The following is a 22,994-nucleotide window of genomic DNA, read 5'->3' on the forward strand; positions in this document are numbered from 1 at the left end:
TCCGGTGTCATCGTCGCGGTGGTGACCGCATGGTTCATGTTCTCGCTGGGATTGTCACTGGGGATCAGCGACACGGGGAAGGTGGACCGGTTCGGGGTGGCGCGCATCCAGGAATGCCACCGCAGCCCGCTGCGGTTCTGGCTGATCCATGTCTGCCAAGCCGAGGTGACGTGGGATCGGAAGGCGCCGGGCAAGCCTCTCGTCACTTCCGCTGTGATCGGTTCTGTTTCGAACCTGTCGGGCGAGGTGAACGTCGTGTCCTACCAGTCCGCGGGCCGCTATGGCGGGTCGCAGTACAACGCCGTCCCCGTCGAACGCCCAAGGCCGCTGTTCTCGTTCGGCTGGTGGTTCTTCTTCACCGTCGTGAGCCTGATCCCCGGATATGCCGTGGGCTGGTTCGCGGGGAAGGGTATCGACAGGCTCCTGCCTGAACCGAAGGAGAAGTCCAAGGACTGGCGCGGCGTGAGCCGTCGCGCGACACCAGGAATGAACGGACGCCGTCGACGGCGAGGCCGCTGATGTCCGAACAGACGGGGAGCCCGGCCCGCCGGACCCGATGGTGGCCCCCAGGCGTGATGGGCGCCGTCGGCGTGATCCTCACCTTGTGGCTGATGTTCTCCCTGCAGTGGGTGGTCGGGTTCGAGCCCTGGGGCACGCTGACCCGGACAGGCACCGCTGAGGTCGGGCAGTGCCGGCGGAACGCGGTCCACATCTGGATGACGTTCTCGTGCGAGGCGGAAGTCCGGTGGGACAAGGTTCCGCCAGGCGGAGAACAGGTCTCCACCACGTCGGTCACCGCGGTTTCCGCGCTTTCGGGCAGCGTCGCGGTGGAGGAGTACAAGTACCGGAAGAAGAACAGTTCGCGAGGCGGAGCTTCCGTCGTGCCGGCCGATCGACCGCTGTGGCCGGTCGCCGACGGCTGGTGGATCCTGCTCGTCTTCGTGAGCGTGATCCCAGGCTGGATCGCTGGGTTCTGGGTAGGTGACCGCCTCGGCAGGCTGCTGCCCGAACCGAAGGAGAAGCCCAAGGACTGGCGCGGTGTGAGCCGTCGCACGACACCAGGAATGAACGGACGCCGTCGCAAGCGCGACCGCGGCTGACCTCAGTCCTTTGTCGACCCAGGTCATGGGATGACCCGACGGCACCCTCCACTGTGTCCTCGGCCGTCCCCACCGCGCCCCACCGGATTCCCCACTTTCACCCCCACTTCGCTCCACAGCAGGGTTCTGGCGGCCGATATCCGGACGTGTCAAGCATGGATGAGGTTGCTTCGATACCCGCCCAGGGGGATCTTGGCCACCGTCCCCCACTGAGCCCCCACCAGGCCCCACCTGGCTGACCAGCGAAAACGTCTGACACGACGGAGTGGTCGCGGCTTTTGCCGCGTTGACTGTGGTGAAAAGTGGGGTACGGTGGTGCGCAGTGGGGCAGAAGGGAGCCCCGTGGCCGGGCTTGGTTGTTCGCAGCCAGGATCGGTAGGGAGGTGGAGCCGGTGTTCCTCGGCACCCACACCCCGAAACTGGATGACAAGGGGCGGCTCACGCTGCCCGCGAAGTTCCGCGACGCGCTCGCCGGTGGGCTGATGGTCACCAAGGGACAGGATCACTGTCTCTTCGTCTTTCCCCGGGCCGAGTTCGAGCAGATGGCGAGGAAGGTCGCCGACGCCCCGTTCACGAACGAGGCGGTCCGGGCCTACCAGCGTTATCTCTTCGCCGGAACGGACGAACAACGCCCGGACGGGCAAGGACGTATCGCGATCGCGTCCGAGCTCCGGCGCTACGCCGGGTTGAACAAGGAGTGCGTGGTGATCGGGGCGATCACCAGGCTGGAGATCTGGGACGCCCAAGCGTGGCAGGGCTACCTGGACGAACACGAGGACAGCTACGCGAAGGCTCGAGAGGAAGTTCTGCCGGGCGTCTTCTAGACGTGGCCGAGGAAGCACCCACGCCGTCGGGGGGCGCGGGTTCACGCTTCGGGTACGCCGGGAACCGCCCACACGGATGCCGTGAGGCCTCTGTCCGCTCAGTGGCCCTGGTACACCTTCCCCGGTACCAGGTCAGCAGGCGGGCGGACAGGGACCTGACGGCATCCGGCATCTTCCCCGGCACTACAGGAAAGGGGGGAAGACATGGCAGACGAACACGAGCACGTCCCGGTGCTGCTGGACCGCATCGTCGAACTGTTCGCGCCGGTCTTCTCCGACCGCGAGGCCGTGCTGGTCGACGCGACCGTCGGACTCGGCGGTCATTCCGACGCGCTGCTCACCGCGTTCCCCTCGCTGCGCCTGGTCGCCCTCGACCGTGACCCCAACGCGCTGGAACTCTCCGCGAAACGGCTTGCGCGGCACGGTGATCGTGTCGACTTCGTACACGCCGTCTACGACGAGATGCCGTCCGCGCTGCAGGGGCTCGGACTGTCCAGAGTGGACGGGATCCTGTTCGACCTCGGTGTCTCCTCGATGCAGCTCGACCGTGCCGAGCGCGGTTTCGCCTATTCCAAGGATTCCCCGCTCGACATGCGGATGGACCCGACCACCGGATTCACCGCGGCCGACGTGCTCAACACCTACGCCCCCGGCGAGCTGATCCGGATCCTGCGCGACTACGGCGAGGAACGCTTCGCCCAGCGGATCGTCAAAGCCGTTGTGGCGGAACGAGAGAAGGAACCCTTCACCCGTAGCGGGCGGCTGGTGGAACTGCTGTACGACGCGGTCCCCGCGGCGAGCAGGCGCACCGGCGGGCATCCGGCGAAGCGCACCTTCCAGGCGTTGCGGATCGAGGTCAACGGCGAACTGGAGGTGCTGCGGCGGGCGATGCCGAGGGCGCTGTCCTGCCTCGCCGTCGGCGGCCGCATCGTCGTGGAGTCCTATCAGTCCCTCGAAGACAGGCTGGTCAAGCAGGCCTTCGCGGAACTGGCGAAATCCCGGACGCCGGAAGGGCTTCCGGTGGAACTGCCGGGCCACGGCCCGGAACTGAAACTGCTCACCAGAGGGGCCGAGAAGGCCGGCGAGGCGGAGACCGAACAGAACACGCGGGCCGCCTCCGTGCGGCTACGGGCCGCCGAACGGATCGGAGACCGAGCACGATGACCGCTCCCGCGAAGTCCCGCGGCCGCCGGACACCGCCGCCCGGACGGCGTGCCCGCGCGGCCGCCACCGTCGACCAGACACCCGACACCACCGAGACCAAGACGTCCCGCGCCTCCCGGGGCCGGACGTCGGCGGCCGAGCGTGCCTACGCCCGCCGTGCCCAGCGCGCCGACCTGCTGCAGCGAGACCAGCAACGGAACCGTCCCGACGCGGAAGGCGGCGCGGGCAAGGAAGAGCCGAAGAAGAAGTTCAAGCTGCGCTGGCCGCGCTCGCGTGCGTCGTTCGTGCTGATGATGATGGGCATGCTGGCCGTCGGCGTGGCGTGCACGCTGTGGCTGACCACGCAGGCCATCGCCGATTCGTACCGGCTCGAACAACTCCGCACGACCAACGCCGGGCTCGCCGAGGCGAAGGAACGGCTGCAGCGCGAGGTCGCGAAGGCCGAGTCGCCCGCTTCGCTGGCACCCAAGGCCAGGGAACTGGGCATGGTGCCCGGCGGCGACCCCGCGCATATCGTGGTCGGCCCGGATGGACAGTCCACTGTGGTCGGTGAGCCGAAGAAGGCCGAAGGCGAGGCGCCCGCGGCCTCGGCCGAGTCGGCGGCGCCGCCGCCCGCCGAGGGCACGCAGCAGGGCACGCCGTACGAGGGTGACCAGCCCGCGGTGCCTCAGGAGAACGCGGCCCCGGCGCAGGGAGGTCAGTGATGTCACCCGGCCGCCCGGCGCAGGCCAGGGCCCGGTCGGCGGGGAGTGCGCGGCGGACCTACGCCGCCGGGACCCGCCGTGCCACCGCCCGCCGGGGCAACGGGGGGAACCGGAGCCGGTTCACCGGTGTCCGGATCCTGCTGATCGTCGTGATGGTGCTCGCCGGCCTCAAACTGGTGCAGGTGCAGTGGTTCGAGGCCGGCGCGCTGTCGGAGGCGGCGGAACGGCAGCGGACGTCGGTGATCGAAAGCCCCGCGCAGCGAGGGTCCATTCTGGACCGCAACGGCACGAAGATCGCGTTCAGCGTCGAGGTGCGGACCCTCGCGGTGAGCCTGAACTGGCTCCGCAAGACGATGGACGACTTCGCCGCGAAGAACCCGACCAAGGGCAAGAACTTCGAGACCGAGGTGGCGGGCGCGGCGAAACTGATCGCGGCCAAGCTGCCCGGGGTGATCACCGAGCAGGAGTTGCTGGACAAGTTCCACAAGCCGGACGGCTTCACCTACCTGGTCCACGACATCGAACCGTCGGTCGCCGAGGCGATCGTCAAGCAGTACTCGTGGATCAGCGTCGAGAAGCGCTCGAAGCGGGAATATCCCGGCGACTCGGTCGGCGCGAACATCGTCGGATACGCGAACTGGCGTACCGACGACAAGGACGTCTCCAAGCACAACCTGCACGGTGGCTACGGTCTCGAAGCCTCACGGGACAACGACCTCGCCGGAACGCCGGGCCGCAAGATCGTCAACACCCGGAACGGCAACGACAACCTCGTCATCCCCGGCACCGAACGGGACATCCAGAACGCCGTCCCCGGTTCGGACCTGCAGCTCACGATCGACACCGACCTGCAGTACGAACTGCAGCGGCAGTTGAGCGACTACGTCGCCAAGTCGAAGGCCAAGGGCGGCCAGGCGGTCATCCTGGATTCGAAGACCGGCGAGGTCTACGCGCTGGCCAACGACAAGACCGTCAACCTCAACGACCCCGCTTCGCGCAGCGAGACCGAGAACCTGAACAACCGCGCGGTGACCACGCCGTTCGAACCCGGTTCGGTGAACAAGATCGTCACCGCCGCGGGCGCGATCGACGCGGGTATCACCACACCGGAGGCCTCCCTGCCGGTGCCGGGTTCGCTGCAGGTCGCGGACAAGATCGTCAAGGACGCCTGGCATCACGGCACCCAGCAGTTCACCACCACCGGCATCTTCGCGAAGTCGTCGAACGTCGGCACCCTGTTGCTGGCGCAGAAACTCGGCGAGGACCGGTACGCGGATCTGCTCAAGAAGTTCGGTCTCGGCCAGCGCACGGGGCTCGGCCTCCCCGGTGAAAGCCCGGGTGTCGTGCCGCCGCGTAACCAATGGTCGGCCACGACCTTCGGAAACCTGCCGATCGGGCAGGGACTTTCGATGACGGTGGTGCAGATGGCCGGGATGTACCAGGCCATCGCGAACGACGGCCTGCGGGTGGAACCCCGGGTGGTCAAGGCGAAGGTCAACCCGGACGGGACGCTCGTCCCGGAACCGGCGCCGAAGACCGTCCAGGTCATCAGCCCGCAGGCGGCGAAGACCGTACGCGACATGATGCGCGCGGTGACGCAGAAGGGCCGCGGGCAGCAGAGCGGCACCGGCCCGAAGGCGGCGCTGGAGGGCTACCAGATCTCGGGGAAGACGGGCACCGGCCAGCAGGTCGACCCGAAGACGAAGACGTACAGCGACCACCTGTACAACATCACCTTCGCCGGGATCCTGCCCGCCGACAACCCGCGCTTCGTGGTCGGCATCCGCCTCGACGCGCCGGACGCCACCCTGCAGCAAGGACTCTCGGCCGCGCCGCTGTTCCACTCGGTGGCCGCTTACCTGGCGCAGCGGTTCCAGATCCCGCTTTCGGACGGTCCGTCGCCTCAGGTGCCGCTGGTCCTCTCCTGACGTAACTCACGTGCTTGGAGCCGGATCTCGCGTGATTTAAGGCGTAACTCGCACATCCGCCCGGAGTCACGTGAGTTACGGCTCCAATCACGTGAGTTACGGCTCCGATCACGCGATCGTCGCTGTGCGTGAACAGGTCTGCGCGCCGGGCGCCGTCCGGAATCGCCGGTCCCGCCTGGTCCGAAGTCCTCACGCGACAGTCGGAAGCCCTTGCGTGCCAAGGAGAGCGCGCGAAACCCATTACCACGAGCATGATCGCCACGCTCACACCCCGCACCGCTTCAGTCACCCGAATGCCGCGCCGGTAACCTCCTTGGCTGTGTCGGTGCCTACTTCAGATCCCCGCAGCGGTCCCGCCGTCGAAAGCGGGTCCGGCGCGACGGCTGCCCAGGTCCCGGACAGCCCGGTCAAGGCCGTCGCCGCACCCCCTCGTCCGGCCAGGATCGAGCCGATGCCGCTGGGCACGCTGCTCGCCAGGGCGGGCGCACGGCTCGTGGTGGACGGCGACGACTACCCGGCCGCGGCCGAGCTGACGGTCACGGGCAGCACGCTCCGCGCCCAGCACGTCCTCCCCGGTGACCTTTTCGCCGCGCTTCCCGGTGCTCGCGCCCACGGCGCGGACTTCAGCGACCAGGCCATCGCGGCCGGCGCGGCCGCCGTGCTCACCGACGAGGCGGGCGCCGGGCGTCCGGTGCTCCGCGACGCCGGCGTGCCGATCCTGGTGCACCCGGACCCGCGGGCCGCCCTCGGCGAGATCGCCGCCTGGATCTACGGGGAGCCGTCGCTGGAGCTGTCCGTCCTCGGTATCACCGGGACGTCCGGCAAGACCACGACGTCGTACCTGGTCGACGCCGGGCTCAAGGCGGCCGGGCTCACCACCGGGCTGATCGGCACGGTCGAGACCCGGATCGCGGGTGAACGGCTGGTCAGCGGGTTCACCACCCCCGAGGCGCCGGATCTGCAGGCGCTGCTGGCGGTGATGGTGGAACGCGGGGTCACGCACGTCCCGATGGAGGTCTCCAGCCACGCGCTGTCGCTGGGCCGGGTCAACGGCACCCGTTTCGCGGTCGGCGCCTTCACCAACCTCTCCCAGGACCACCTGGACTTCCACAAGGACATGGAGGAGTACTTCGCCGCCAAGTCGCTGCTGTTCGACGGCCGTTCCACCGCCGAGGTGGTCGTCGTCGACAGCGCCTGGGGCCAGGCGCTCCTCACCCCGCACACGGTGACCGTGTCCACCGAACCGGGAACGGAGGCGCTGTGGCGCGCCACCGACCTCAACCCCACCCCGGCGGGGGAGCAGACCTTCACCCTCCACGGTCCCGAAGGCCTCACCGCCGCGGCCAAGATCCCGCTGCCGGGTGAGTTCAACGTGGCGAACGCCGTGCTCGCGGCCGCGATTCTCAACACCGCCGGAGTCCCGCTCGACGCGATCGTCGCCGGGCTCGCCTCGGTCGAGGTGCCGGGCCGGATGGAGCGGGTCTACCTCGGCCAGCCGTTCACCGCGGTGGTCGACTACGCGCACAAGCCCGCCGCGGTCGCGCAGGGGCTCGACGCGCTGCGTGCCCGCACCGAGGGCCGGATCATCACCGTCCTCGGCTGCGGCGGGGACCGCGACACCGCCAAACGCCCCGTCATGGGCGAGGCGGCGGTCCGGCGCAGCGAGGTGCTGATCGTGACCGACGACAACCCGCGGTCGGAGGACCCGGCCGCGATCCGGGCGGCGATGCTGGCCGGTGCCCGCAACGCCGGACCGGCCCTGGGCGGCGAGATCCTCGAGATCGCCGACCGCCGGGAAGCCATCGTCCACGCGGTCGAGCTGGCCCGGCCCGGCGACATCGTGCTCATCGCGGGCAAGGGCCACGAAACCGGCCAGGAGGCCCAGGGTGTGGTGCACCCGTTCTCCGACCGGGAAGAGCTGGCCGCCGCCATCCGCAGACGTCTGGAGACAGTGTGATCGTGCTCAGCCTGGCCGAGATCGCCGCCATCGTCGGCGGGCGGCTGCATCGGACCGACGGGACCGCCGAGGTCACCGGAAGCGTCGAATTCGACACCCGTGAGCTCACCCCCGGCGGCCTGTTCATCGCGCTGCCCGGCGCGAAGGTCGACGGCCACGACTTCGCCGCGCGGGCGGTCGAGTCCGGCGCCGTCGCGGTGCTCGCGGCCCGCGAGGTCGACGCCCCGGCCGTGATCGTGCCGCCGCTGGAGGCGGGCGAGGGGCACGAGCGGGCGTTCGCGCTGGTCTCGGACAAGGACGGGGCGGGTGCCGCGGTGCTGGCCGCGCTGGCCAAGCTCGCCCGGCACGTGATCCGGAAACTGTCGGGCGACCACCTGACCGTCGTCGGGGTCACCGGTTCGGCGGGCAAGACCTCCACCAAGGACATCATCGCCCAGCTGCTCGAACCGCTCGGCCCGACGGTGGCGCCGCCGGGCTCGTTCAACAACGAGCTGGGCCACCCCTGGACGGCGCTGCGGGCCGACGACTTGACGCGGCAGCTCGTGCTCGAACTGTCCGCCCGCGGGCCCGGCCACATCGCCGAACTGGCGGCCATCGCGCCGCCGCGGATCGGGGTCGTGCTCAACGTCGGCACCGCGCACGTCGGCGAGTTCGGCTCGCGCGAAGGCATCGCCAAGGGCAAGGGCGAGCTCGTGGAGGCACTGCCGAGCGCCGAGGACGGCGGTGTCGCGGTCCTGAACCTCGACGACCCGTACGTCGCGGCCATGGCGAGCCGGACGACGGCCAAGGTCGTGTTCGTCGGCGAGAGCGAGTCCGCGCAGGTCCGCGCCGTCGACATCACCCTCGACGGCGAAGCACGCGCGTCGTTCCGCCTGGTCACCCCGGACGGCGAAGCACCGGTGAAGCTGCCGCTCCACGGCGAGCACCACGTCGGGAACGCGCTCAGCGCGGCCGCCGTGGCCCTGGAGATGGGCTCGACGGTCGAGGAGGTCGCGGCCCGCCTGTCGAGCCTCGAACGGCGCTCCGAACGCCGTATGGAGGTCACCACCCGGGCCGACGGCGTCACGGTCCTCAACGACTCCTTCAACGCCAGCCCCGAGTCGATGCGGGCCGCGCTCAAGGCGCTCGCGTCGATGAGCACGAACCGCCGCTCTTGGGCCGTGCTCGGCGTGATGGGCGACCTCGGCGAGAACTCGGTCGCCGCGCACGACGGTATCGGCAGGCTCGTCGTCCGGCTCAACATCGACAAGCTCGTGGTCATCGGCCAGGCCGCCGCGGCCACTCATCAGGGCGCCCAGCACGAGGGTTCCTGGGGCGAGGAGTCGGTACTGGTACCCGACGTCGAGGCCGCCATCGCCCTGCTGCATGATCAGCTCCGCGCGGGAGACGTGGTGCTCGTGAAGGCGTCCAAGGCCGCCGCTCTGTGGCGAGTGGCCGACGCCGTGCTCGCCTCTCCCGTTACCGATGCTGAATCCCCTGTAGTAGCCCCTTCCCCCTCACAAGAACGCTCGAACGGTGGTGACGCGTGATCAGCATCCTGATCGCGGCCGCGGCGGGCCTGCTGGTCTCCATCCTCCTCACTCCCTATCTGATCCGGGTGTTCTCCCGGCAGGGCTTCGGCCAGGAGATCCGGGAGGAAGGACCGCAGGGACACAAATCCAAACGCGGTACCCCGACGATGGGTGGTGTCGCGATCATCGTCGCGATGGTCGTCGGGTATTTCGTGGCGCATCTGATCAGCGCGCTCAGTGGCGGCAACGGCACCGGCGGCCCGTCCGCCTCGGGGCTGCTGGTCCTCCTGCTGGCCGTCGGCCTCGGGCTCGTCGGGTTCCTCGACGACTTCATCAAGATCCGCAAGCAGCGCAACCTCGGGCTGAACAAGACCGCGAAACTGGTCGGGCAGCTCGTGGTCACGATCGCCTTCGCGATCCTGGCACTGCAGTTCGCCGACGAGCGCGGGCTGACCCCGGCGTCGGAAAGCCTGTCCTACGTGCGGGACCTCGCGCTGATCACCTTCCCGTCGGTGTTCTTCGTGATCTTCTGCTACATCGTCATCTCGGGCTGGTCGAACGCGGTGAACTTCACCGACGGCCTCGACGGTCTCGCCGGCGGTACCGCGGCGATGGTGCTGGCGACCTACGTCGTCATCGCCTTCTGGCAGACCCGCCTCTCGTGCGCGGTCACCCCGCAGGCGGCCTGCTACGACGTCCGTGACCCGCTGGACCTGGCCGTGGTGGCCGCCGCGGCGACCGGCGCCTGCGTCGGCTTCCTGTGGTGGAACGCCGCCCCGGCGAAAATCTTCATGGGTGACACCGGTTCGCTGGCCCTCGGTGGCCTCGTCGCCGGTCTGTCGATGACCACCCGCACCGAACTGCTCGCCATCGTCATCGGTGGTCTGTTCATGGTCGAGATGATCTCGGTGGTCGCGCAGATCGCCGTGTTCCGCACGACCAGGCGGCGGCTGTTCCGGATGGCGCCGTTCCATCACCACTTCGAGCTCGCGGGCTGGGCCGAAACCACCGTCATCATCCGGTTCTGGCTGCTTTCGGCCATCTGCTGCATGTTCGGGCTCGGCCTGTTCTACAGCGAGCAGCTCGGTCTCGGGGGTTAGCAAGTGGAACTGGCCGGGCGTCACGTCCTCGTCGCCGGAGCCGGGGTCACCGGCAAGTCGATCGTCCCCGTCCTGGCGGACCTGGGCGCGCGGATCACCGTCACCGACGGCAATGCCGACCGGCTGGCGGAGCTCGAAGGGCTCGGCGCCGAACTCGTGCCGGGCCTGACGGAACCGCCTGCGGGTGTCGAGCTGGTCGTGACCAGCCCCGGCTGGAAGCCGACGTCGCCGTTGCTGGTGGCGGCGGCCGAGGCGGGAATCGAGGTGATCGGCGACGTCGAGCTGGCGTGGCGCGTCGGGCAGCTGCGCGACAAGCCACCAGTGTGGCTCGCGATCACCGGCACCAACGGCAAGACCACCACGGTCGGGATGCTGGAGTCGATCCTGCGTACCGCCGGGGTCGACGCCGTGGCCTGCGGGAACGTCGGTTTCGCGGTGCTCGACGCGGTGCGCGCCGGGCACGAGGTGCTCGCCGTGGAGCTGTCGAGCTTCCAGCTGCACTGGTCGTCGACGCTGGCCCCGCTCGCCTCGGTGGTGCTGAACCTGGCCGAGGACCACCTCGACTGGCACGGCTCGATGGAGGAGTACGCGGCCGCGAAGGGACGGGTCCACACCCACTCCCGGAACGTGGTGCACAACCTCACCGAGGAATGGTCCGCCCGGCTCGCCGACGAGCACGCGCCCGCCGACGCCCGCCGCGTCGCCTTCGGGATGGACACACCGCGCCCCGGAGAGCTCGGGATCGTGGAAGACCTGCTGGTCGACCGCGCTTTCGTCGCCGATCCGGCGACCAGCGCCGACGAACTCGGCACGCTGGCCGACGTGCGGCCCGCCGGTCCGCACAACGTCTCCAACGCGCTCGCCGCGGCCGCGCTGGCCCGCGCGTACGGCGTCACCGGCGAGGACGTCGCCAAGGGCCTGCGCGAGTACCGGCCCGCCCCGCATCGCGCCGAGGAGATCGGCGAGATCGACGGCGTCCGCTACATCAACGACTCCAAGGCGACCAACCCGCACGCGGCGAGCGGTTCGCTGCGCGCGCATCTGAACGTCGTCTGGATCGCCGGTGGCCAGCTCAAGGGCGCTTCCGTGGACGAACTCGTCGGCTCGATCGCCGGAAGGCTGCGCGGAGTCGTGCTGTTCGGCGTGGATTCACCCGTGATCGCCGCCGCTGTTGCGCGACACGCGCCCGATGTCCCGGTCAACAGCCTCCCTTCGGGTGACGATGACACCATGACTGCGGCGGTGAAGGCGGCCCGCGCCCTGGCGCGGCCCGGAGACGTGGTGCTGCTGGCCCCCGCCGCGGCGTCGTTGGACATGTACCGCTCCTACGGCGAGCGCGGCGACGCGTTCGCGCGTGCGGTCCGGGTCCTGCGCGACGGTGCGGGGGAGACCAGTGACGGCGGTTGAGGAAAGAAAAGGCGAGCCGGCGCCCCGGCAGCGCAAGTCCCGTGAACGCAAGGAAAGCCCGTTCGTCGCCTTCCGCAACGCGCTGACGGCCTGGCTTTCGCGGCCGCTCGCCTCGTTCCACCTGGTCCTGGCGCTGACCGGCGTGCTGACCGTGATCGGCATCGTGATGGTGCTGTCCGCGTCTTCGGTCGCCTCGTACAACCCCAAGACCGGCACCGGTGTGTACGCCCAGTTCAGCAAGCACCTCATGTTCGTCGCGATCGGCGCCGTGGTGTTCTGGATCGGGCTGCGGGTACCGCTGGAACGCGTCCGCCGGTTGTCGGCGACGGCGACGGTGGTGTGCCTCGGGCTGCTCGTGCTGGTGCTGACCCCGCTCGGCTCCGAGGTCAACGGATCGCAGGGCTGGTTCCGGCTCGGGGGGTTCGCCTTCCAGCCGGTGGAGGCGGCGAAGGTCGCGCTGGCCTTCTGGGGCGCGCACATCCTGGTGATCAAGTACAACATCATCAACCAGTGGCGGCATCTGCTCGTCCCGGTCGTGCCGATCGCGCTGCTGATGTTCGCGCTGGTCATGATGCAGCCCGACCTCGGCGGCACGATCACCCTCGCGGTCGTGCTGATGGCCCTGCTGTGGTTCGCGGGCGCGCCGAAACGACTGTTCGGGGTCATCCTCGCGGGTGGCCTGGCCGGGATCCTGGTGCTGGCGATCATCGCCCCGTACCGGCTGGCGCGGGTCATGTCGTTCGTCTCCGGCGACCCGGACACCAGCGCCGACGGTTTCCAGGCCAACCAGGCGAAACTCGCGCTCGCCGATGGTGGCTTCCTCGGCAAGGGCCTCGGTCAGGGCCAGTCCAACTGGGGCTACCTGCCCAACGTGCAGAACGACTTCATCTTCGCCCTGATCGGCGAGGAACTCGGCTTCATCGGCTGCGCGGTGGTGCTGGGGCTGTTCGCCGGGGTCGCCGTCGTGGGCCTGCGGATCGCCACCCGCAACCTCGACCCGTGGATCCGCATCGTGTCCGGCACGCTGACCGTCTTCCTGGTCGCGCAGGCCGGGATCAACATCGGCTACGTCGTCGGTCTGCTGCCGGTCACCGGGGTCACGCTGCCGTTGATCTCCTACGGCGGGACGTCGCTGGTGATCACCATGCTCATCATGGGGATCCTGGCCAACGCCGCCCGGCACGAACCGGAGGCGGTGGCCGCACTGCGCTCGCAGGGGCCAGGTAAATTCGGACGCCTGCTGAGGCTTCCCGCGCCCGAGCCGTACCGCCCGCCCGCCAAGCGCAAGGGCGGCGCGGCCAGGGGAGGCGCCGCCAAGGCGGCGAGGCCCGCGCCGAGGACGGCGAGGCCTTCGCCCGCACAGGAGCGGCGCCGTTCGGTACGGGAGCCCGGCAGGAGGACGGCCGCGCGAACGGCGGCGAACCGCGGTACCGCGAAACGAGGTACCGCAAACCGGAGAGGTCATAGGTGAACAACCCCGTCAGAGGTGGCGCCGCAGGCGAGGTCGCCGGCAAGGCGCCGGTGGTCGTGGTCGCCGGCGGTGGTACCGCCGGGCATATCGAACCGGCACTCGCCCTCGCCGACGCGGTGATGCGCCTGCGTCCCGACGCGACGGTGATCGCGCTGGGGACCGAGCGCGGCCTGGAGAACAAGCTCGTCCCGGCGCGGGGCTACCCGCTGGAGCTGATCCCGCCGGTGCCGATGCCGCGCAAGCCGACACCCGAGCTGCTGAAGATGCCGCTGAAGGTCCGCGACTCGGTCAAGCGCACCCGCGAGGTCCTGGACCGGGTCGGCGCGGACGTCGTCGTCGGCTTCGGTGGCTATGTCGCGCTTCCGGCGTACCTCGCCGCGCGCGGCCGCACGCCGATCGTGGTGCACGAGGCCAATGAGAAGCCGGGACTGGCGAACAAGGTCGGCGCGCGGTTCGCCGTCCGCGTCGCCGTCGCCGTCCCGGGTACGCCGCTGGCGAAGGCCGAGGTCATCGGCATCCCGCTGCGCCGCTCCATCACCTCGCTCGACAGGGCCGCGCTGCGCGCCGAAGCCCGCGAGTTCTTCGGTCTCGACCCCGATGCCCCGACGCTGCTGGTCTTCGGCGGCTCGCAGGGCGCGGTGTCGATCAACGGCGCCGTCTCCGGCGCGGCCAAGGAGTTCGCGGACGCCGGCGTCGGTGTCCTGCACGCCCACGGGCCGAAGAACACGCTGGTCGTCCAGGAGTTCCCCGGACGGCCCGCGTACGTCCCGGTGCCGTACCTGGAGCGCATGGACCTCGCCTACGCCGCCGCCGACGCGGTGCTGTGCCGCTCCGGCGCGATGACCGTCGCCGAGGTGTCCGCGGTCGGCCTGCCCGCGGTGTTCGTCCCGCTGCCCTACGGCAACGGCGAACAGGCGGTCAACGCCCGGCCCGCGGTCGACGCCGGTGCCGGGCTGATGGTCGACGACGCCGACCTCACCCCCGCCAAGGTCGCCGAGCTGGTGATCCCGCTGGTGTCGGACGCCGACCGGGTCGCGAAGATGAGCGCGGCCGCGGTCGGCCTCGGTCACCGTGAGGCCGACGAGACCCTTGCCAAGATCGTCCTGGAGGCCGCAGGTGCCTGACCAACTCCCCGACACGCTGACGCGTGCCCATCTGATCGGGATCGGCGGCGCCGGGATGAGCGGTATCGCCCGCATCCTGCTGGCCCGCGGCGCCCAGGTGTCCGGTTCCGACGCCAAGGAGTCGCGCGCGTTCCTCTCGCTGCGTGCCCAGGGCGCCGAGATCGCCGTCGGCCAGCGCGCCGAGAACCTCGACGCTTTCCCCGAAGGCCCGTCCTCGGTGATCGTGTCGACCGCGATCAAGGAGGACAACCCGGAACTGGCGGCCGCGCGGGAACGCGGGATCACCGTGCTGCACCGCGCCGAGGCGCTGGCCGGGCTGATGGAGGGGCACCGCGTCGCCTGCATCGCCGGGACGCACGGCAAGACGTCGACGACGTCGATGCTGACCGTCGCGCTGCAGCAGTGCCGTCTCGACCCGTCGTTCGCCATCGGCGGCGACCTCAACGAATCCGGTGCCAACGCGCACCACGGCGAGGGCGGGGTCTTCGTCGCCGAGGCGGACGAGAGCGACGGGTCGTTCCTGGCCTACTCGCCGTCGGTCGCCGTGGTGACCAACGTCGAGCCGGACCACCTGGACCACCACGGCACGGCCGAGGCGTACGTCTCGGTGTTCACCGACTTCCTCGGCCGGATCGTGCCGGGCGGGCTGCTGATCGTCTGCGGTGACGACGAGGGCGCCGAGGAGCTGGGCGCGCGGGCTTCCGCGCAGGGCATCCGCGTCCGCCGCTACGGGCGTTCGGTCACCGGTGCGGACGACGCCAAGGTGCTGGACTACGCGCCCGCGCCGGACGGTGGCGTCGTCCGGATCTCGTTGCAGGGCGAGGAGATCGTCCTCCGGGTCGCGGTGCCGGGTGAGCATATGGCGCTGAACGCGATCGCCGCGCTGCTGGCCGGGATCGAGCTCGGCGCGCCGCTCGAAGGTCTGGCCGAAGGGCTCGCGGCGTTCGGCGGCGTGCGGCGGCGGTTCGAGTTCAAGGGCCGCGCGGGCGACGTCCGGGTGTACGACGACTACGCGCACCACCCGACCGAGGTCGACGCGCAGCTGCGCGCGGTGCGGACGGCCGCCGGCCAGGGCCGGGTCGTCGTGGTCTTCCAGCCGCATCTGTACTCGCGTACGAAGGCGTTTTCGAAGGAGTTCGCGGCCGCGCTGTCGCTGGCCGACGAGGTCGTCGTGCTGGACGTCTTCGGGGCGCGCGAGAAGCCGGAGCCCGGGGTGAGCGGCGCGCTCATCGCCGACCAGATCTCCGGTGTCCCCGTGCACTACCAGCCCGCGTTCGACGTCGCGGCGAAACTCGCGGCGGATCTGGTCAAACCCGGCGACCTGCTGGTGACCATGGGCGCCGGCGACGTCACGCAGCTCGGCCCGGAGATCCTGGCCGAACTGGACCGGCGGGCGGGATAGGTCATGACGCAGACCGGGGAACGCCGCCGCCCGGCCGAACCCGGTCGGCGTCCGCGCACCGAACGGACCCAACGGGCTCAACAGGCGAAGGCCCGGCGCGGCAGGCGGTCCGTCCAGGATCGCCGCCGCACGGCCAGGCCGGGCCGGTACAAGGAGATGCGGCGGCGCTGGGTCGCGCTGCTTTCGGTGCTGACCGCCGTCGCCCTCGTCTACCTGCTGTGGTTCAGCTCGATGCTGGGAGTGCGGCAGGTCGAGGTCGTCGGGGCGAGCTCCGTGCCCGCGGACCAGATCCGCGCCACGGCGGCGGTCCCGGACCAGAAGCCGATGTTGCGCTTGGACACCGACGAGATCCGGGACAAGGTGGCGCAGATGCCCGGTATCGCCACCGTCGACGTCTCCCGGTCGTGGCCGAGCACGATCGAGATCACCGTGACCGAGCGGACCGCGATCGCGTTCTTCGACAGCGGACCCGGCGGTGACGGCGTGCACCTCGTCGACGGCGGGGGAGTGGTGTTCAAAACCGTCAAGGAACGGCCCGCCGGGCTGCCCGAGCTCAAGCTTCCGCTGGTGACGGCCGACGACCCGGTGACCCGCGCGGTGACCGGCGTCCTCGGCGTGATCCCGCAGCAGTTGCTCAAGCAGGTCACCACCGCGACGGCGAAGACCCCCGGCAGCGTGGAGTTCGCGCTGGCCGACGGGAAGACCGTGCGGTGGGGGACCTCGGCCGACACCGAACGCAAGGCGAAGGTCCTGGCCGCGCTGCTCACCCGCGAGGGCAAGGTCTTCGACGTCTCGGCACCCGACCTGCCCACCGTCTCCTGACGCGGGGGCTCTCAGCGGGTGACGAGGGCTTCGATGCCGTCCAGCATGCGTTCCAGGCCGAACGCGAAGGTCTCGTCGGCGGCTTCGCAGGTGTCCGCGTCGTAGCCGCCGCTCTCCCAGATCCGCGTCATCGCCGGATGCCGCGCCACGTCGAAGTACTTCTCCCAGAACACCGACCGCTGCCCCCACCAGGCGTCCGTCGACTGCCCGGTCGCCTGCTCGACGTGCGCGGTCTCGGCGAAAAGTGTCGCGTTGCCCTGTACGTAGATCTCGATGCTGTTCGCGGCCGCGGCCGCCTTGCGCGGCTCCAACCCGATGTCCGACACCGCCGCGATCAGGTACTCCTGGCCCGCCATCAGCCCGGGGCCGAGCACCGGCCGCACCATCGACGTCGAACGCAGCCACGGGTGCGCCCGGAACACGGCCAGGGTGCGCTCGGCGTAGAGCCGCACCTGCTCGCGCCAGCCGTCCGGCCGCGGATCGCCGGGGCCGGGGAGGTCTCGTTCGGCGAGCACGGAATCGACCATGAGATCGAGCAGTTCCGTCTTGCCGGGGACGTAGGTGTAGAGCGTCATCGTGCCGGCGCCGAGTTCCTTGGCGATCTGGCTCATCGACACGGTCGCCTCGCCCGCCCTGTCGGCGAGTGCGACGGCGGTGGCGATCACCTGGTCGAGGGTCAGTTTGGGCTTTCGTCCCCTGGTCGCCTGCCGGGCTTCGCCGCGGTCACGCCACAACAGATCGAGGCTGCGCTCGAAGTCCATCCACACTCCACTCGGCCGTGAAGCTGGATTCTACATTCTCGTATGCGGTACGGTTAATCTGATCCCGTAGGGCGTACGAAAAGGAGTGGGAAATCGTGACGATCCTGGTGACCGGTGCGACCGGAAGCGTCGGCAGGCTGCTCGTCGACGAACTGGTGGAGGCCGGGGCGCCGGTGCGGGCGCTCACCGTCAACCCGGCGAAGGCGGCACTGCCCGGGCAGGTGGAGGTCGCCAAGGGCTACCTGGGCAAACCGGAGACACTGCCGGAAGCCCTCGAAGGCATCGAGATCGTGTACCTGGCGCCGCTCGCGGCCAAGGTGGACGACTTCGTGAAGCTGGCGAAGGAGGCCGGAGTGCGCCGTGTGGTGGCGCTGTCGGGCAGCAACGCCGACGACCCGGCGGACAACTCGAGCGGCGTGGACTACGCGATCATCGAAAAGGCCGTCCAGGAGGCGGGCTTCGACTGGACGTTCCTGCGGCCGGGCGCGTTCATGAACAACACCCTCGGCTGGGCGGAGACGATCAAGGCCGAGCGGGTGGTCCGCGAGGCCTACCCCGAGTCACGGATGACGCCGATCGACCTGGCGGACATCGCCGCCGTCGCGGCACACGTCATCCTGACCGAAGGGCACGTCGGCAAGAAGCACACGCTGAGCGGGCCGTCGGCGATCAGCCAGCGCGAACAGGTCGCCGCCATCTCGGCCGCGCTCGGCGAAGAGGTGGTCTTCCAGGAACTCACCAGGGAAGAGGCGAACAAGCAGTGGACCGCCGCCGGGATCCCGGCCGAGATCGCCGAGTGGCTGCTCGACGGCTTCGCGTACTTCACCGAGAACCCCGACAAGCCGACGGGCGTCGTCCAGGAGCTCACCGGGCGGCCAGGGGTCACCTACGCGGAGTGGGCGGTGGCGAACGTCGAAGCCTTCCGCTGAGCCCGTCACTCGCGTGACTGAAGCCGTAACTCGCGTGATTGAAGACGTTCCGGCTTCAATCACGCGAGATCTGGCCAGGAACACGCGAGATACGGGTTACCGGCCCTCAGCGAGCCCGGCGGGGGAGGCGGGTCGGCAGCGGCGCGCCCCTCCGCTGCTGGTCCGCCGCCTCGGCGGGCGGCGGTGACGATCGCTGTGGCTGGGGCAGCGGGGGCGGGCCCTGCGATTCGCGGGGCCAGGCCGGGGTGATCATCGCCTGCGCCCCGACCCGGCGGACGGGCAGCCCGTGCGACTTCCGCGCGGGCAGTCCGGGCCAGATCTCGCCCGCCTCCTTGGCGGCGTCGCGGATGGCGGTGCCGTCGAGCGAGGTGCGCGACTCCTCGATGTCGCGATCGAGCCACTGGACGATGAACTCCAGCGGCCCGTCGGGCGGCAGCGGCCAGAGGAAGATCTCGTGGTCGACGTGGAACGCCGAACCGCCCAGCCCCTGCGCGCGCAGCACCGGCTGGTCCGGTTTGGTGGCCGACGGCACGGAGATGGTCTCCGAACTGGCGCGCCTGCCGTCGGGGAACAGCACCCCGACCAGCAGCGCGTTGTAGTCCGGGACCCGGCGGTGGTCGATCAGGCCTTCGGCGGGTTCGTCGAGCAGGAGATCCCGCGAGTACACCGACAGCTGGAAGGACACCGACTCCGGCCACACCTCGATGCCGCGCAATGCCACGATGGTCCGTTCGGCGCGGCCCAGCGGCATCGACCAGGGCAGGATCGCCGGGACGATGTACTCGTGCGGCGTCTCCACCCAAGGGCGGCCGTTGTAGCCGAAAAGCTCCTGTTCCGGCACCGGGAACAGGGGGCGGCCGCGCGGAGCGTCCGTGAAGAAGCTCATCGTGGATCGGGCACGGCAGAACGAGGGGTGAACCTGTCCGACCTGCCGCTCACGCCGTCAACGACCACCATGCGCTCACGGTAGCCGATGACCATGCCGGTACTGAACGGTTTCAAAGCACCTTTCGCGTCACCCGAAGCCCTTGATCTTCACTTTCGTGCCCTTCGGCACCTTGGTGCCCGGCTGCGGATCCTGTTCCAGGACGAAGTCGAAACCACCGTTTCCGCCGCCGTGGCCGTTGCCGTTTCCGCGACCCTGACGGTCCGGCTCCAGACCCGCCTGTTTCAGGATCTGGATCGCCTCCTCCATCCGCTTGAACGTCACGTTCGGCACTTCGACGGCGTTCGAAACGAACACGCCGATCCGGCGGTTGCTCGCCTTGCCGCCGCCCTTCGGGTCGGTGCGGATCACCTGACCGGCGGCGAACTGGTCGGAGAACTCCTCGCCTGCCTGGAACGGCTGGAAGCCCGCTTGCTGCAGGATCTGGAACGCCGCGTCCTTGGTCTGGCCGGTGACGTCCGGGACCGGCGGCAGCGGCTCGGGGCCCTTCGACAGGATGATCGTGACCTGACCGCCGATGTTCAGCTGCGAACCGGGGCTCGGGTCGACGCGGACCACCTTGTTCTTGGCGACGTCGCTGTACTCCTGCTCGCCCTGGACCGGGGTCAGCTGCGCGGCCTTGATCGCGGTCTCCGCGTCCTGCTGGCTCGTCCCGGCCTGGATGTCCGGCACGATCGGACGGCCCTTCGACAGCACGACGTTGACCGTGGCACCCGGCGCGAGCGACGTGCCCTCCGCGGGGTCGGACCGGATCACCGTGTGCTGGGCCGCGGTGTCGCTGTACTCCTCGGTGTACGCCGGGGTCAGCTTCGCCGACCGGAGCGCGTCACCGGCGGCGGCCTGGTTCATCCCGGCCAGCTTCGGCACCGACGACGACGTCGGGCCGGAGTCGTTGAGGATGAAGGCGAACGCGCCGATCAGGCCGCCGAGGACCAGTACCGCGGCCGCGATCATGAGGTAGAGCCGCTTGCGCGACCCCGGCTGCTCGTCGTCCGCCGCCGGGTTGGGCCGCGGGGGAGGCGTGCGGGGCGGCTGCGCGGCCGGGATCTGCGGCTCGCGGTGCAGCGCCTGCGTTCCGCGCGGCCCGGTGACCGGCAGGGTCGCCTCGGCGACCGGGGGCAGCACGGTCGTCGCGCCGGCGGCCGGACTCCCCGCCGGGACGGCGGGGATGCCGGGAGTGGTGCGCTCGGCGTCGGTTTCCCGGTCGGCGTCCGCCGGCAGGGGGACCGGCACCGGGACCGCCGGGACACCGAGGACGGTGCGGAGATGGTTCAGCTCGGCGAGGAACGCCGCGGCGTCGGCCGGTCGTTGTTCGGGGTCGCGGCGCGTGGCGCGCAGGATCAGCTCGTCCAGCTGCGGCGGGATGCCCGGCCGCAGCTCGCTCGGCCGCGGGACGTCGTCGTTGACGTGCCGGTACGCCACCGAGAGCGCGGTGTCGCCGGTGTACGGCGGGCGGCCGGTGAGCATTTCGTACAGCAGGATCCCGGCCGAGTAGACGTCGCCGCGCGAGGTGGTCGCGCCGGTCGAGACCTGCTCGGGCGAGACGTAGGCGACGGTGCCGAGGATGACGCTCGAACTCGTGGTGCCCGCGCTCGCGACCGCGCGGACCAGCCCGAAGTCGCCCACCTTGACCACGCCGCCCGGAAGCGCGGTCCCGCCGCGGCCGATGAGGACGTTCTCCGGTTTGACGTCGCGGTGCACCAGCCCGGCGGCGTGCGCCGCGGCCAGCGCGGAGAGGACCGGTTCGGTGATGCTCAGCGCGAGCGCGACGTCGAGGGGGCCGCGTTCGGCGAGCAGCTCGCGCAGGGTCCCGCCGTCGACGAGTTCCATGACCAGGAACGCGCGGCCGGACTCCTCGCCGCCGGGGGTGTCGAAGCCCTGGTCGTGCACCGCCACCACATGCGGGTGGTGCAGCCGGGCCGCCGAACGGGCTTCCCGTTCGAAGCGTTCGACGAAGGACCTGTCGTCGGCGAACCGCGGGTCCATGATCTTGATGGCGACCTGGCGGTCCAGGCGGGTGTCGACGCCGCGGTACACCGACGACATCCCACCGCGTGCGAGCAGCTTGTCCACCCGGTAGCGGCCCTCGAGCAGAGTGCCCACCAGAGTGGGGTCAGTGCGTGTCACGGCTATGGATCGTACGGAAGTACCCATGTTCTGGTGTACGGGACCTGGGTCGCCGGGGATCACGATTCTCGTCATTTCGTCGATTCGGCGGTATCCGTGACCAAACGGGCACTTTCCGTCATGGTCCGGGCCGTCACCCATGCGCACTAACGGAGGGGGAGACGGAATGTGGCACAGTGTCACCTGTGAGTGGTATTCCCGTCGCCGACGACGTTCTCGATGCAGATGTGGCCGTTCTCCCGCTTCCGGAGGTCGCGACCGCGCTGAACGTTTCGGCCAACAAGGTCCGCCAGATGCTGCGCGACGGCCACCTGATCGCCGTCCGGCGCAAGGGCGAGCTGTACGTCCCGGCCGCGTTCCTGGTGAAGGACGGCGTGGTCAAGGGCCTGGCGGGCACCATCACCGTGCTCGCCGACTCCGGGTTCAGCCGGACGGAGATGCTGCGCTGGCTCTTCGCCGAGGACGAGACCCTGCCCGGGACCACCCCGGTCAACGCGCTCCGCACCAGCCACGGCACCGAGGTCAAGCGGCGCGCGCAGGCGATGGCGTTCTAGTCCGCCCGGACGTTCTGACCAGTACGTACGTCGCAGCCGCGAGAAGCTGGCACCCCGCCGCGGCACCCACCGCGGCGGTTACGGAGAGTGCGCTCAACGGTCCCGCGACCGCGGCTCCGACCGCGAGTCCGGTGATCTTCACACTCGCCGCCGTCGTGAAGACCTGAGCCCGTACCGCTGCGGGCGCTTCGCGATGCCGGATGGCGAAAAGAGACGAAAGTTGCGGTCCTTCGGCGAATCCGGCGAGTACGGCGGCGGCCAGCAGGGGCACCACGCCATGGCCCGCCGCCGCGAGCAGGAAGCTCGCGCCCAGCAGGATCGTGCTGGCGAGCACGGTGCGGTCCGGCGGTGGTGGCTTGCGAGCCAGCATCGCGTTCGCGACCAGTGACGCGGCGGCCATCACGGTGAGCAGGAGCGCGCCGAACCCCGGATTCCCCAGCCGCTGGGCGCCGAGCAGCGGATAGCAGACGACGGCGATCCCGATGCCGACGAAGGACACCGTGGACGTCGCGGTGGCCCGCAGCAGCGCGCGGTTGCGGAAGAGGACCGCGAACCCGTCGGCGAGCTGACGGCGGATCGGCCTCGTGGGCTTCGCTTCGGCGGCGGGCAGCGACCATGCGGCGGGGAAGGCCGCCGCGACCAGTGTGATCGCGAGCGCCACCGCGGCCGGGGCGCCGGCGTACGCGGCCACCAGCCCGGCGAGTCCCGGCCCGGCGAGGCTTGCGGCGGTGAACGTCATCGCGTCCAGCGTGCTCGCCCGCCCCAGCGGTGTCCCGCCGCGGACTCGCGGCAGCTGCGCCGTCCACCCGCCTGCCAAGGCGGGGTTGAGCAGTCCCGCCGCGACGGCCACCACGATCGCGGCGGGAAGTTCGACCAGCGCGAGCACCGCGCCGAGCCCTCCCGCGTAGGCGAGCAGTGCCCACGCCAGCAGCCGTCCCGGCCGGGGACTGCGGTCGAGCAGGGCTCCGAGCAGCGGCCCGCCCGCCGCCGCGGAGATCGTCAGGCCCGCGAGCAGCGCGGATCCGGTGGCGGCCGAGCCGTCGACGCCGAGTCCCAGCAGGAGCAATGCCGGTCCCGACAGCTCGTCGCCGGTTCGGGCGACCGTCGCGCCGGTCAAGTAGGCGGCGAGCCTGTAACGGCTTCTCATGATTGAGACGTTACAG

General features: G+C 70.3%; 20 protein-coding genes. 16 read left to right on the forward strand and 4 right to left on the reverse strand.

What is annotated here, in order from left to right:
* Window positions 1-21: 21 nt before the first annotated feature.
* The 14 genes from ACIBTM_RS32785 to ACIBTM_RS32850 all read left to right on the forward strand — a co-directional run bounded on the left by ACIBTM_RS32785 (window position 22) and on the right by ACIBTM_RS32850 (window position 16,514).
* Window positions 22-519, forward strand: coding sequence for a hypothetical protein (locus ACIBTM_RS32785; protein ID WP_395881030.1), 498 nt, complete (start codon window positions 22-24; stop codon window positions 517-519).
* On the forward strand, window positions 519-1,100 hold the full coding sequence (locus ACIBTM_RS32790) for a hypothetical protein (protein ID WP_395881031.1): 582 nt from the start codon (window positions 519-521) through the stop codon (window positions 1,098-1,100). The genes ACIBTM_RS32785 and ACIBTM_RS32790 overlap by 1 nt, the downstream gene beginning before the upstream one ends.
* Before the next feature lie 392 nt (window positions 1,101-1,492).
* On the forward strand, window positions 1,493-1,924 hold the full coding sequence (mraZ, locus tag ACIBTM_RS32795; protein ID WP_005156436.1) for a division/cell wall cluster transcriptional repressor MraZ: 432 nt from the start codon (window positions 1,493-1,495) through the stop codon (window positions 1,922-1,924).
* A 204-nt stretch (window positions 1,925-2,128) separates the two neighbouring features.
* A complete protein-coding gene (gene rsmH / locus ACIBTM_RS32800; RefSeq protein WP_395881032.1) occupies window positions 2,129-3,088 on the forward strand; it encodes a 16S rRNA (cytosine(1402)-N(4))-methyltransferase RsmH in 960 nt (319 codons plus the stop codon).
* Window positions 3,085-3,792, forward strand: coding sequence for a hypothetical protein (locus tag ACIBTM_RS32805; RefSeq protein WP_395881033.1), 708 nt, complete (start codon window positions 3,085-3,087; stop codon window positions 3,790-3,792). Before rsmH ends, ACIBTM_RS32805 begins: the two co-directional genes overlap by 4 nt.
* Entirely contained in the window at window positions 3,792-5,720 is a 1,929-nt protein-coding gene (locus tag ACIBTM_RS32810) for a peptidoglycan D,D-transpeptidase FtsI family protein (RefSeq protein ID WP_395881034.1), read from the forward strand. Before ACIBTM_RS32805 ends, ACIBTM_RS32810 begins: the two co-directional genes overlap by 1 nt.
* A gap of 451 nt (window positions 5,721-6,171) precedes the next feature.
* Entirely contained in the window at window positions 6,172-7,677 is a 1,506-nt protein-coding gene (locus ACIBTM_RS32815) for a UDP-N-acetylmuramoyl-L-alanyl-D-glutamate--2,6-diaminopimelate ligase (protein ID WP_395881297.1), read from the forward strand.
* On the forward strand, window positions 7,674-9,206 hold the full coding sequence (gene murF, locus ACIBTM_RS32820) for a UDP-N-acetylmuramoyl-tripeptide--D-alanyl-D-alanine ligase (RefSeq protein ID WP_395881035.1): 1,533 nt from the start codon (window positions 7,674-7,676) through the stop codon (window positions 9,204-9,206). The genes ACIBTM_RS32815 and murF overlap by 4 nt, the downstream gene beginning before the upstream one ends.
* Window positions 9,203-10,288, forward strand: coding sequence for a phospho-N-acetylmuramoyl-pentapeptide-transferase (gene mraY / locus ACIBTM_RS32825; RefSeq protein WP_016332673.1), 1,086 nt, complete (start codon window positions 9,203-9,205; stop codon window positions 10,286-10,288). Before murF ends, mraY begins: the two co-directional genes overlap by 4 nt.
* 3 nt (window positions 10,289-10,291) lie before the next feature.
* Window positions 10,292-11,695, forward strand: coding sequence for a UDP-N-acetylmuramoyl-L-alanine--D-glutamate ligase (murD, locus tag ACIBTM_RS32830; RefSeq protein WP_395881036.1), 1,404 nt, complete (start codon window positions 10,292-10,294; stop codon window positions 11,693-11,695).
* Entirely contained in the window at window positions 11,682-13,166 is a 1,485-nt protein-coding gene (gene ftsW / locus ACIBTM_RS32835; RefSeq protein ID WP_395881037.1) for a putative lipid II flippase FtsW, read from the forward strand. Before murD ends, ftsW begins: the two co-directional genes overlap by 14 nt.
* Window positions 13,163-14,290, forward strand: a complete 1,128-nt coding sequence (murG, locus tag ACIBTM_RS32840) for an undecaprenyldiphospho-muramoylpentapeptide beta-N-acetylglucosaminyltransferase (RefSeq protein WP_395881038.1) — start codon at window positions 13,163-13,165, stop codon at window positions 14,288-14,290. Before ftsW ends, murG begins: the two co-directional genes overlap by 4 nt.
* On the forward strand, window positions 14,283-15,692 hold the full coding sequence (murC, locus tag ACIBTM_RS32845; protein ID WP_395881039.1) for a UDP-N-acetylmuramate--L-alanine ligase: 1,410 nt from the start codon (window positions 14,283-14,285) through the stop codon (window positions 15,690-15,692). The genes murG and murC overlap by 8 nt, the downstream gene beginning before the upstream one ends.
* A 3-nt stretch (window positions 15,693-15,695) precedes the next feature.
* Window positions 15,696-16,514 carry an FtsQ-type POTRA domain-containing protein gene (locus ACIBTM_RS32850; protein WP_395881040.1) on the forward strand — a complete coding sequence of 273 codons (819 nt, stop codon included), beginning with the start codon at window positions 15,696-15,698 and terminating at the stop codon, window positions 16,512-16,514.
* Window positions 16,515-16,525: 11 nt separating this feature from the next.
* Here the strand turns inward: ACIBTM_RS32850 and ACIBTM_RS32855 are convergent, their stop codons facing one another.
* Complete coding sequence (locus tag ACIBTM_RS32855; protein WP_395881041.1) at window positions 16,526-17,275, reverse strand: TetR/AcrR family transcriptional regulator; 750 nt, start codon at window positions 17,273-17,275, stop codon at window positions 16,526-16,528.
* A 95-nt stretch (window positions 17,276-17,370) separates the two neighbouring features.
* Here ACIBTM_RS32855 and ACIBTM_RS32860 point away from each other — a divergent pair, with 95 nt between their 5' ends.
* Window positions 17,371-18,204, forward strand: coding sequence for an NAD(P)H-binding protein (locus ACIBTM_RS32860; protein WP_395881042.1), 834 nt, complete (start codon window positions 17,371-17,373; stop codon window positions 18,202-18,204).
* A gap of 106 nt (window positions 18,205-18,310) precedes the next feature.
* Here the strand turns inward: ACIBTM_RS32860 and ACIBTM_RS32865 are convergent, their stop codons facing one another.
* Together ACIBTM_RS32865 and ACIBTM_RS32870 are read right to left on the reverse strand one after the other, a co-directional pair.
* A complete protein-coding gene (locus ACIBTM_RS32865) occupies window positions 18,311-19,090 on the reverse strand; it encodes a hypothetical protein (protein ID WP_395881043.1) in 780 nt (259 codons plus the stop codon).
* Window positions 19,091-19,219: 129 nt separating this feature from the next.
* A complete protein-coding gene (locus tag ACIBTM_RS32870) occupies window positions 19,220-21,277 on the reverse strand; it encodes a PASTA domain-containing protein (protein WP_395881044.1) in 2,058 nt (685 codons plus the stop codon).
* A 185-nt stretch (window positions 21,278-21,462) separates the two neighbouring features.
* Here ACIBTM_RS32870 and ACIBTM_RS32875 point away from each other — a divergent pair, with 185 nt between their 5' ends.
* Window positions 21,463-21,831, forward strand: a complete 369-nt coding sequence (locus ACIBTM_RS32875; RefSeq protein ID WP_037343213.1) for an Rv2175c family DNA-binding protein — start codon at window positions 21,463-21,465, stop codon at window positions 21,829-21,831.
* Here the strand turns inward: ACIBTM_RS32875 and ACIBTM_RS32880 are convergent.
* Entirely contained in the window at window positions 21,800-22,978 is a 1,179-nt protein-coding gene (locus tag ACIBTM_RS32880; protein WP_395881045.1) for an MFS transporter, read from the reverse strand. The two genes, ACIBTM_RS32875 and ACIBTM_RS32880, sit on opposite strands and share 32 nt — an antisense overlap.
* Window positions 22,979-22,994: the final 16 nt, after the last annotated feature.

It is taken from the genome of Amycolatopsis sp. NPDC049868 (assembly GCF_044461365.1).
Lineage (GTDB): Bacteria > Actinomycetota > Actinomycetes > Mycobacteriales > Pseudonocardiaceae > Amycolatopsis.